The following is a 10,368-nucleotide window of genomic DNA, read 5'->3' on the forward strand; positions in this document are numbered from 1 at the left end:
TCATATTTTAGAAATCCTTGCAATATTTTCACAGGGTAGAAATCAATTTTCCCCAATAGTTATGCGGGCTGGGCGGGATTTAAGGGACGACTATGTATCTTTGGTCGAGAATATTTTGCGGAGCTGTGGCAATTCCCGCCGTATCAACAATAGCAGGCAGATTCTCCCGGAGCGAACGGACGATTCGCGTCAATGTAATCCCGCATGGTTCCCGAAAAAAAACAACCAACTCCATAAGAAAAACGGTGAAAAGAGATGCTTTGGGAAGCGCAACCAAAAATTCCATTTCCTACATGTCTAAACAAACTCCGCAAAAAAATAAAAGTTGTCGTTGATGATGAAAATCTGAATCATTTATATAAAACGGGGTTTAGTGGACGATATGAAATTTCGTCAAATGGTCGAGAAAAAAAATTTTGGCTGAATGGAAAACTATTACAAGAAGATGCTTATTTTATTGAATTTAAAAAGAATTTAGCAAAACAAAGTGAAGAAGTTTCCCCATATAGACCGCCTCGGGTTGAATATTTGACAGCGGAAGAAATTGAAAATTTGATAAATGGTGCGGGAATTGTTATCAAGCGTGCCCGTAATGCAAAAGCGGATAATGTAATTTTGGGATATAACTTTTTAAAAGTGAACTGATTTTGGAGGTTTCTATGAACATTTTCAAACTGCTCGCCATTTTTGCAATGATTTCTATCACGGCCTGCACTTCGGAGACTTCGCCCTCGGGCGCGGAAAAGCCGAACGAAAATTCCTCAACGGAACTTTCATCAAGTTCCGCATCTTACGGCATCGTTCCCATCGATACGACCATTCGGGATTACGTCGATCCGATTGAAGGCACGATTTCTTCGGCTTCGAAAACGAGTTACGACTTTTCAACGGAGCGGACGATTCTTTTTGATTCGACGAGAATTTTTGTCGCCGCATATTTTCAGGACAGGGCAATTCAAGGTTCCACGGATCGTGCGGGCGGCTCGGCGACATTCACCTATCGGCTTTTGAAATCGGCGAACTCGGGCAAGGACTTTGTCGGTTGGCTTCTTTCTGGCGGATATTGGAGCAACGACTGCATCTCGGATTCCGCACATTTTGTCTCCCGATGCTTGACGCAAAACGGCGAACTTGTAGATTACAACAACGGATGCTCCGTCAACAATTTGCAGCTTTCCTGCGTCTATCCATACGAAGCGGCAAACGATTCCGCCGCCTTAAAAACGCTTTCGCAAGAGTTTCTGAAATTTGCGAAGGAAAGTCTGTCGGAGGCCGAAAATTCTTCGCCGAGTTACAGCAAAAGCTCCGCGTCAACGGCACCCGGACAGTGACCGAGAAAGAGCCTGAAATCACGACGGGGGCTTATGTCAAATTTTACCGCGGTCGAAAAATTTCTAAATTGTCCCCAAAACCATTTTCCCTATGGAGTTTTTGATGAACGCCGCTAAAAAAAACGAGCAAAATCCAGAAAAAGAACAGACTCCCGACTTTATGAAAAAAGCCGAAGAATTCTTTGCCAACAACCGCAAAATTTTCCTGTGGGCTCCCGTAGATGACGAAAGCGCCACCCGAATCGTAAAGCAGATGATGTATCTGGATTCGCTTTCCCATGACGACATCACATTTTATATCAACAGTCCCGGCGGTGTCATTTCCAGCGGGCTCGCCATTTACGACTGCATGAACGCCATCCAGAGCGACGTGGTCACAGTGTGCTGCGGACAAGCGGCTTCCATGGGCGCAGTTCTTTTAACCGCGGGCGCAAAGGGCAAACGCTACGCCTGGCCGTCGGCGCGCATCATGATTCACCAGCCGCTGATTCAAGGACAAATGGAGGGACCGGCAAGCGACATCAAAATCCAAGCCGAAGAAATGCTCCGCATCCGCTCCATTACAACGGGAATCATCGCCCAAACCACCGGAAAATCCAGCGAAGAAGTGGACAGGGATACCGAACGCGATAATTTTATGTCGGCAGAAGAGGCAAAGGCCTACGGACTTGTCGATGAAGTAAAGAGCGTCTTCTAATGGGATTTTTTTCGGCCATCAAAAGCGGACTCGCCAAAACCCGCGAAGCCATTCTCGGAGAACTTAAAGGCATCGCCGGCAAAGGCAAAGTCACCGACGAAATGCTCGAAGATTTGGAAGAGCGCCTGATTAAAGCGGACGTGGGGACAAGTGCCGCATTCGTTTTGACCGACGCCCTTCGCGAAGAGGCTCTTGGCAAATCGCTTTCCCAAGAAGAGGTGCTCAACATTTTGCGGGCAGAAGCGGAACGCTTTTTAATCGATCCGCCGCCGTTTGCATTCAAAGGCAAGCCTCACGTGATTTTAGTTATCGGCGTGAACGGAGCGGGCAAAACGACGACCATCGGAAAGCTCGCCAAGAAATTTGCAGATGAAGGGCACAAGGTGATGATTGCCGCAGCCGACACTTTCCGAGCCGCGGCGATAGAACAGTTGCAGGTTTGGGCGGAGCGTTCCGGAGCCGAATTTGTGCACCACGCCGAAGGTTCCGATCCGGCTGCGGTCGCCTTTGACGCTTGCGCAGCGGCCAAAGCCCGCGGTTGCGACATCGTATTCATCGATACGGCGGGACGCCTACAAAACAAAGACTACCTGATGGAGGAACTCGCCAAAATCGTCCGCGTTCTCAAAAAACAGGATGTCGCGTACCCGCACGACATGCTTCTCGTGATAGATGGCAATACCGGTCAGAACGCCATCAATCAGGCGAAAATTTTCAACCGGAGTTTTCCGTTGACGGGACTCATCGTTACGAAATTGGATGGCACGGCGCACGGCGGCTCCGTCCTTTCGATCGCCAGCTCGCTCAAAGTCCCGATTCTTTGGGTTGGAATGGGAGAACGCATCGACCAGCTCGTGCCCTTTAAAAAGGCGGAATACGTCGATGGCCTCTTTAAGGAATAAAATCCTTTTCGGGACGCTGGCCGTTTTAGCGACGGCCTGCTCCGAAAACATTTCCGTCCCCGCGGAATTTGTTCGTCTCTATGGCGACTTGAGAATTGCCGAGCGAGAATTTGGCGAAACTTCTCCCGAAGGACGCATCGCCCGGGTTCAGATTTTGGAACGTTACGGCTACACCGCCAACAGATTCGATTCCATTGCAGACCAAATCCAGAGCAACTCCGATTTGTGGGAACCCTTTCAGGAATCGGTTTTGGTCTATGTGGATTCCATCGCGGTTCTCGCCGGTGCAGTCACTCCGCAGCCCAAAGCAAACACGCTTCCCCAAAAGAACAAAAAATGAAAAATGCGATTTGCCTTTGTCTTATTCTGTGCGGGCTGTCCTTTGCCAAGACGCCGACCGATTCCACACATTGGGAAAATTACTCCCAAGCCCTCGCCGAAGCAAAACGGGATCACAAAATGGTATTCGTCGATATTGTCGCCGACTGGTGCCTTCCCTGCCGCGAAATGGACAAGACAACCTATCGGGACAAAGGCGTCGCCACATTGCTAAACACCCGCTTTCACCCGGTGCGCATCAAACAAAACTCCCAGGACACGATTTTATGCGACACTCTGCGCCTGCCCGTGGAACGCTGTTTTTTTGACGTGTGGAATCTGCAAGCGGTTCCCTCGTATGTGCTGATCGCGCCAAACGGACTTTCGATTCTGACCTATTCTAAAGGCCTGGATGCCGACGAGATGCGAATGCTCTTAATGCAATTCCTGTCAAAGGAAAAGGAATGGATAGCCAAATGAATTTTTCCCCTCTGGAAATCGCTTTTTGGATTCTGCTTTTTTTGCTAGTGCATTGCTATGTGCTGTTTCCCGTAACGCTTCCCTTTTTAAGCGAGATTTTTTACCGGAAGAACCGCAAGACAACCGAGAAAAGGGAGCTGCCCAAAGTTTCAATCCTGGTTTCGGCATACAACGAAGAAAGCGTGATAGAAAAGAAAATCCAAAATTTTTTGGAATTGGATTATCCCAAGGACAAACTTGAAATCCTCATCGGCGACGACGGTTCCGCAGACAAAACCGCCGAAATCGTATCCCGCTATGCGGACAAAGGCATCACGCTGGTCAAAGCCCCCAAAAATGCGGGCAAAGCCGCCATGCTCAACCGTTTACAGAACTTGGCCAAAGGTGAAATTCTGGTATTCTGCGACGCCAACACGATGTTTTTCCCAAACGTGGTGCGCAAGCTCGTCGCGCCGTTCTGCGATCCGAAAATCGGCTGCGTCTGCGGGCACTTGATTTTGACCGACCAGAGCGGAAGTCCTCTCGGCTCCGGCGAACGCAGCTACTGGGATCTGGAATCTGAAATCAAAAAATTTGAAGGGATTCTGGACAGGCTCGTAGGCGGCAACGGCGCCCTTTACGCCATCCGCAATTCCCTGTTCACCCCGCTACCCACCAAGAAAAGCGTCATGGACGACTTCTTTATTGCTGTCAAGGTTTTGCAAAAAGGATTTTTTTGCACCTTCGACCCCAGCGCCATCGGAACCGAACAAACTTCAAAAGAAGGCATTGGCGAATATCGCCGCAAGGTCCGCATCGGGCGCGCGAATTTCAACTACCTCCATTCCTATTTACCGCTCCTTAACCCGCTCCATCCCGTAACAGCATATCTGTTCGCTTCGCATAAACTTCTCCGCTGGCTGACCCCGCATATCGCCATCGCCCTCCTCATCCTGAACGCCATTCTTTTGACAACACAAAAGCCCATCTACTTTGCAACTTTCGGGCTGGCTTTGCTCTTCTTCATCATCGCCGGTTTTAAAATTTCCAGCAGCGCCTACTATTTTCTGCTGATGAACTTCGCCATGCTCAAAGGCAGCGTTCTTTCGTTTGCAAAGGAACACGGCGGCGGCTGGCAACGCGAAGCCCGCGGCGACGAAGAAACGCCTTCGCCCACATCCTCCAAAACGCCACAGACTCTCGCCCTGATTCTTCCGGCAGTCCTGTCCTTCATGTTGCTTTCTGCATCCCCGGCAAAAGCTCTGACCGCGGATGTCAGTGTGGGCTCGTCAAATTGGACCGAAGACGTTACGGAATTCCATTTTTCGACATCCATGCATCTTTGGCATCCTATCGATCAGATGGTCTTTATCGGGCTCGGACTCGACTACCAGCGTTACGGAAGCATTTCGTTGGTTCCAGCGATGGCGAGCGCCTATATGCGCCTACCGTTCGGAAGCATCATCATGCCCGTGGCGACATTCGATTTTGGATACGCCTTTGGCGACGATTCGCAAATGATTTGGAAAGTGGGCGGCGGACTGGATATTAAACTGGGACGCTACTCGTCCATTCTGGTTTTAAGCGGCTATCAGAATCTGAAAAAAAGCGGGGATTTGATTTATCTCCGCTGCGGCCTGCTTCTGGAAATCTAAAGACTATCGCTAAAAATCGCTTTGGTAATGCTTCGATAAACGGTTCCTGAGTTTATCGAAGGGCGGCAACTGGTCCCTGAGCTTGCCGAAGGGTACTCACCGCTAGTCGCTAATCACTGACAACTAGCCACTCTAACGCAACCGATTTTTTGAAAATGAATTTTTAGAGGCGGCCTAAGGCTATTCGACGGTCACGTCTTCGTCGGCGACATTCAACGCCGCCACAATGTCGAGGGCTTCGGGCTCTTCAAGAAACCGGGCGACGAGGCCCGTCCGTTTTTCTTGGGTTTCATGCGATTCGAGTTCCACAACGTCGTCAATCTGCACATCGATAACGGCCTTGTCCGTAATCGGAATCTTGAGGGACATTCCCTGACGAACGTCGCCGTCCAAGACATTTCCACGAAAAACAAGACTCTTTTGATCTTCACCAAACAATGTTCTTTTTACATGAAATTTTGCCATACGCGAAAAAGTTAAATTATTCTCATGAAGTTGCGAGTCGGAAAAATTCCTTTTTTGGTTTGTGTCCCCTTTTTTCATCGTTTTTTTAAAGAAAGCCCTCATTTTGACGATTTTTCATTTGTCGATGGAGCGCCTAGCGAGCTCAATCAAAAGCTGTGGTCCGGAGAAATCCACTTGGCCCCGGCGTCGTCCATCGCCTACGCCAAGGATCCGCGCAACTTGCGGCTCGTGCCCGATATTTGCACCAGCTGCAATCTCGAAGTGCATTCCGTCGAACTCTTTTCCCGCTTCCCCTTGGAAAATCTTTCCCACAAGAAAGTCTATTTGACCCGACAGAGCGGAACCTCCGTAGCGCTTTTTCGAATCCTCTGTTCCCAGTACGCACAAGTGCATCCAGAATATGTGGACGCCGCCGAAAATGCGGACGCCGTCCTGCTTATCGGGGACGAAGCACTTCTAGAAAAATCCCAAAACCGATGGCCGTTCCGCTACGACTTGGCAAAGCTTTGGGAATCGTGGCAAGGCTTGCCTTTTGTGTTTGGCGCATGGAGCGTCCACCAATCCGCGCTCTCCAACGAACTGCGCCCGCTTTTGGATAAGTTTTTAGAAAACGTTCGAAAATCCATTTCCACATTTCGCGCCGACCCGAATGGCGCACTGGCCGCCTGGGCAAAGAACTACAGCGTCCCCTTTTCAAAGGACGAGCTTCAGGCCTACTACAATTCCCTGGATTACGAATTTAACGACGAGCGCAAACGTTCGCTGGAACTATATTTTAATTTGTGCGCAAAAGAAGGAATTTTGCAAACTCCCGTCACGTTGCAGTTTATTTAAGGGCTTGACAGTCTGCGCAGCGTACCGCCACTTTTGAAATGAATTTTTAAAAGCCTTTTTTAGCGGTCTTTTACCGCTCGCAAAAATTCGGACAAATTCTTTCCGATCGTTTCCCAATCATTTGCCCGCATTAAATCCGGCTTGAAAATGCTCGCCCCGAACGCGACCAGATTCGCACCGCTCCGCAAATAATCGCCAGCATTTTCCTTGGAAACGCCACCGCACGCGAGAAGAGGAATATCCCGGAAAGGTCCCCGCAACGCCTTGATATAAGCGGGGCCGCCCACGCACTCCACCGGAAAAATCTTCACGCAGGTCGCGCCGAAATCGTAAGCGTTCTGCACCTCCGTCGGAGAAAGCGCACCGGGAATATCCGGCACATTCCTCTGCGCACAAGCCCGAATCACGCTCTCTACCGTATTCGGCGAAACGATGAATTCCGCACCCGCATCCAATGCCGCCTCCAAATCCCGCATATTGCGAACCGTGCCCGCACCGACACGAATTCCGAAAGGCTTCGCTGCGGATTTCAACGCCGAAATAATTTCTGCCGCACTGTTCGTATTCATCGTGACTTCGATCGCTTTGAGTCCGCACTTCGCTGCGGTTTCTGCACAAAGGCTTTCCGAACCTTGGGGAATGTCGCGAAGGATTCCCACCACGGGAACATCCTGAAGAAACTCTAAAAATTCAGACATACGGCAAATATAGTTAGCTCGCGAATTCTAACGCACAGGTCAGAACTTTTTCTGCATCGGGAACAGGCGATTTTCGGGAAAGAAGGATTTTTTGGGGAAAAATCAGAAAATGGCAAAAACCCCTTGGCAATGTTTTTTTTGTTTACATTTGTATTGGTGCAAAATAATCTCGTTTGGGAGAAACCATGTCCAAAGTGATCCGTATCAAAAATGAAGTAGTAACTGTTGGGAATGATGACGGCTCCTTTCTTGAAGTGCCTCTGTCAGAATTGAATTTTAAGCCTGTAATCGGAGAAATCATTGAAGTTTTTACTTCCGACGACAAAACCGTTATATATAGAAATGGAAAATCGCCAGCTTTACCGCCAAAAGGACGACCTGTTAACCAACTGGCCTATTGTCTATTCGCCTTTTTCCTAGGAGGCTTCGACGTTCATAAATTTTATGCCGGGAAAATAGGCCAAGGAATTGTTTATCTGCTTTTTTGCTGGACATTGATTCCGGCGATTATTGCTTTAGTAGAAGGCATTATCGGCATTACAAAAAAAGCGGATGCCGAAGGAAATATCTATTTCACCTAAAAAATGGAGATCAAAATGAAAAACAAAACAACTGCCGCCCTTCTTTCATTCTTTTTAGGAGCTCTTGGGATCGACAGATTCTATCTGGGTTATACCGGACTTGGAGTTTTAAAGCTTCTGACTGGAGGCGTCTTTGGTATAATGTGGTTAATAGACTTTATCCTCATTATTTCCGGAAATCTAAAGCCCAAAGACGGAGAATATGGGGCGTAATTCAATATGTCCCGCCCAAGTTGAACTTGGACATTTTGAATAAAGCGAATAAGATTGCCCGAATGTATTTTCCCATTTAGGCTTTCGCATCGCCGAGTTTTTGCCCGCTAGACGGAATGTCCAGAGGGATTTTTATATGCGAAATATTTTTTTTGACATTATGTACGAGGCGGGCTATTTTTTTCTTGAAATCGCTAAAAACTTTTATAAATTTGTTGCATTTTGGAGTTTCGCAATGAAAAAAAAACTTTTTCTTTGAATGCTTCGCCATTTGCTTAGCGGTTTGCGCATTGAACGCTTGCTCAGACAATAGTATTCGTGCTGAAGACTTTAATCCTGCAACCGTCTGTCCAGAAAGCGGTCGTGGAACATTCGTTGACGAGCGCGATGGTCAAGCGTACAAGTACACGACCATTGGCGTTCAGGTTTGGATGGCGGAAAATTTAAGGTATAAAATTGATGGTGAACTTGTTGCTGACCAGTCAAACGATTTGCGGTCAGAATGTTTTTTTTCTGATGATAGCTGCCTTGTAATGGGCTTGTTGTATAATTGGAATGCAGCAAAATACGTTTGCCCAAAGGGGTGGCATTTACCGAGCGAAAAAGAATGGAGCGTGTTGATTGACCTAATGGGAGGGGATGCTAAGGCTAGCCGTCGTTTGCGTTCTACAAGTGGTTGGAAGGAATTGAATCATAATGAAGATCTCAATGGCACCGACGATTGTGGATTTGATTTATTGCCATCGCAAGCGACTTATAAACCGAATTTAGGCTATGAAGCCGATGCTTGGTCTAGCACGAATGCTTCTTCTGAAGAGAATGGTTCGATTCTTTTTTTTAACATTCTTTCTTATCAAACGGATATACAACTGCTTTTGCCTTACGGATATATAGACGATTTGAAGTCGATTCGGTGCTTAAAGGATTAGCGTATTGTGCAAAAAAAACAACAATCGTTTTTCTTTTCATTTATAGCAATTATTCTTACATTTAGTCGTTCTTTGTCGGCAACCGTGGCAGAGCCGAGTAATATAATCCGATTTTAGTCTTTCGGCAGGATGCTATCTCGTTCTCCGTCGAGGGTCCCGTATTTTAACATGGCAACTTTTAAAATAGAGGTAATCAAAATGAATAAGAAACAAGCTTTTTTCTCAATCACTCTTGCCGCATTCTTAGCATCGTGTTCTGACGATAGCAATAGTTGGAACGCTAGCGAAGTCTGTCCAGAAAGCGGTCGAGGAACATTTGTTGATGAACGGGATGGGCAAGTGTATAAATACACGACCATTGGCAACCAGGTTTGGATGGCTGAGAACTTGAATTATAATGTTGAATATAGTACCTGCTATGACAACGATGAATTAAATTGCGACTTTTGGGGGCGTTTTTACGCGTTGCAAGAAGGAGATTCTGATATTCTAGATTGGAATAAAGTGGATACGATTTGTCCTATTGGGTGGCATTTGCCCTCGAATGAAGAATGGTCTCAAATGATTGGAACAGTTGGTGGATACCAAGATGAACCAACAGCTCTTAGGTTACAAAGTACATCATCTTTGTGGGATGAAAGCCGAGGAAAGGGTACTGATGATTGTGGTTTTTCTGTAATACCAAGTGGATACCTGTACGAATCAGGGAAGGGTACTTATATGTATTATGGAGGAAATTTTTGGTCGTCAACAATGAAAGACGTGTATGGGGCATATGAAATCGGTATCGGTGGCGTTGTTGGTAACATAAATAGCTCTGGCGAACATCAGTTATCTATTCGCTGTATAAGGGATTGATATGCGTAAAATATTATTCATTCTGCTAATAATTTCCATACATTCTTTTGCTTTAACGCTTGATCAGGTTCGAGCGGACTTGAAGAAAAATTCTATATCAGGCGATTCTATAGAAATTAATGTTCGCACATCTGTTTCTACAGCTGGTTCAAAGCAATCGGTCTCCGTTTTAAAACTGGTCGTTGAAAATGTTGGTAACACAGTTGTGAATGGCTTTGAAGCAAGGTATTATTTCCGTGATGTAAGCGGGAAAATGGCTATTTCCGTGTATGACAAAGTTGATGCGAATGTAGAAATGGTAAATGCCGGAGGAAATCTATACTAGTCAGCCCTTAAAAAGTCATTTTGCGAGCGCAGGATAAGGACGTTCGCATTTTTTGTTCATTCCGTTCCACAGAAGGCAAAAACAGTATAGCCATTCCAACAGG

General features: G+C 47.0%; 15 protein-coding genes. 13 read left to right on the forward strand and 2 right to left on the reverse strand.

The features are described 5' to 3' along the window. Positions 1 to 255 precede the first annotated feature (255 nt). From B5D40_RS15430 to B5D40_RS13965, 7 genes are all read left to right on the forward strand, one after another. Complete coding sequence (locus tag B5D40_RS15430) at positions 256 to 645, forward strand: hypothetical protein (protein WP_143394486.1); 390 nt, start codon at positions 256 to 258, stop codon at positions 643 to 645. A gap of 14 nt (positions 646 to 659) precedes the next feature. Further along, positions 660 to 1,331, forward strand: a complete 672-nt coding sequence (locus B5D40_RS13940) for a hypothetical protein (RefSeq protein ID WP_078777406.1) — start codon at positions 660 to 662, stop codon at positions 1,329 to 1,331. A 103-nt stretch (positions 1,332 to 1,434) separates the two neighbouring features. Further along, positions 1,435 to 2,028: a ClpP family protease gene (locus B5D40_RS13945; protein ID WP_073304780.1), complete on the forward strand. Its 594-nt coding sequence runs from the start codon at positions 1,435 to 1,437 to the stop codon at positions 2,026 to 2,028. Next, a complete protein-coding gene (gene ftsY, locus B5D40_RS13950; protein ID WP_073304736.1) occupies positions 2,028 to 2,930 on the forward strand; it encodes a signal recognition particle-docking protein FtsY in 903 nt (300 codons plus the stop codon). The genes B5D40_RS13945 and ftsY overlap by 1 nt, the downstream gene beginning before the upstream one ends. Then, positions 2,911 to 3,270, forward strand: coding sequence for a hypothetical protein (locus B5D40_RS13955; RefSeq protein ID WP_078777407.1), 360 nt, complete (start codon positions 2,911 to 2,913; stop codon positions 3,268 to 3,270). Before ftsY ends, B5D40_RS13955 begins: the two co-directional genes overlap by 20 nt. Continuing rightward, positions 3,267 to 3,728 (forward strand): thioredoxin family protein, encoded by a 462-nt coding sequence (locus B5D40_RS13960; protein ID WP_073304732.1) that lies wholly within the window; start codon positions 3,267 to 3,269, stop codon positions 3,726 to 3,728. The genes B5D40_RS13955 and B5D40_RS13960 overlap by 4 nt, the downstream gene beginning before the upstream one ends. Continuing rightward, positions 3,725 to 5,362, forward strand: coding sequence for a glycosyltransferase family 2 protein (locus B5D40_RS13965; RefSeq protein WP_095849586.1), 1,638 nt, complete (start codon positions 3,725 to 3,727; stop codon positions 5,360 to 5,362). The genes B5D40_RS13960 and B5D40_RS13965 overlap by 4 nt, the downstream gene beginning before the upstream one ends. 180 nt (positions 5,363 to 5,542) lie before the next feature. Here the strand turns inward: B5D40_RS13965 and B5D40_RS13970 are convergent, their stop codons facing one another. Next, positions 5,543 to 5,827, reverse strand: a complete 285-nt coding sequence (locus B5D40_RS13970) for a hypothetical protein (RefSeq protein ID WP_078777409.1) — start codon at positions 5,825 to 5,827, stop codon at positions 5,543 to 5,545. 24 nt (positions 5,828 to 5,851) lie between these two features. Here B5D40_RS13970 and B5D40_RS13975 point away from each other — a divergent pair, with 24 nt between their 5' ends. Then, a complete protein-coding gene (locus tag B5D40_RS13975; protein ID WP_078777410.1) occupies positions 5,852 to 6,661 on the forward strand; it encodes a menaquinone biosynthetic enzyme MqnA/MqnD family protein in 810 nt (269 codons plus the stop codon). Between the two features lie 59 nt (positions 6,662 to 6,720). Here B5D40_RS13975 and B5D40_RS13980 read toward each other — a convergent pair whose 3' ends face one another. After that, entirely contained in the window at positions 6,721 to 7,359 is a 639-nt protein-coding gene (locus tag B5D40_RS13980) for a bifunctional 4-hydroxy-2-oxoglutarate aldolase/2-dehydro-3-deoxy-phosphogluconate aldolase (protein WP_078777411.1), read from the reverse strand. Positions 7,360 to 7,544: 185 nt separating this feature from the next. Here B5D40_RS13980 and B5D40_RS16345 point away from each other — a divergent pair, with 185 nt between their 5' ends. The 5 genes from B5D40_RS16345 to B5D40_RS14005 all read left to right on the forward strand — a co-directional run bounded on the left by B5D40_RS16345 (position 7,545) and on the right by B5D40_RS14005 (position 10,265). Further along, on the forward strand, positions 7,545 to 7,940 hold the full coding sequence (locus B5D40_RS16345) for a TM2 domain-containing protein (RefSeq protein WP_078777412.1): 396 nt from the start codon (positions 7,545 to 7,547) through the stop codon (positions 7,938 to 7,940). Positions 7,941 to 7,955: 15 nt separating this feature from the next. After that, complete coding sequence (locus tag B5D40_RS13990; RefSeq protein ID WP_078777416.1) at positions 7,956 to 8,153, forward strand: TM2 domain-containing protein; 198 nt, start codon at positions 7,956 to 7,958, stop codon at positions 8,151 to 8,153. 290 nt (positions 8,154 to 8,443) lie between these two features. Then, positions 8,444 to 9,082: an FISUMP domain-containing protein gene (locus B5D40_RS13995; protein ID WP_158222172.1), complete on the forward strand. Its 639-nt coding sequence runs from the start codon at positions 8,444 to 8,446 to the stop codon at positions 9,080 to 9,082. A gap of 198 nt (positions 9,083 to 9,280) precedes the next feature. Then, complete coding sequence (locus tag B5D40_RS14000; protein ID WP_159446935.1) at positions 9,281 to 9,940, forward strand: fibrobacter succinogenes major paralogous domain-containing protein; 660 nt, start codon at positions 9,281 to 9,283, stop codon at positions 9,938 to 9,940. Position 9,941: 1 nt separating this feature from the next. Next, positions 9,942 to 10,265 carry a hypothetical protein gene (locus B5D40_RS14005; protein ID WP_078777415.1) on the forward strand — a complete coding sequence of 108 codons (324 nt, stop codon included), beginning with the start codon at positions 9,942 to 9,944 and terminating at the stop codon, positions 10,263 to 10,265. The last annotated feature ends 103 nt before the right edge of the window (positions 10,266 to 10,368 follow it).

The organism is Fibrobacter intestinalis, from assembly GCF_900167415.1.
In the GTDB taxonomy this organism is placed as follows: Bacteria; Fibrobacterota; Fibrobacteria; order Fibrobacterales; family Fibrobacteraceae; genus Hallerella; species Hallerella intestinalis.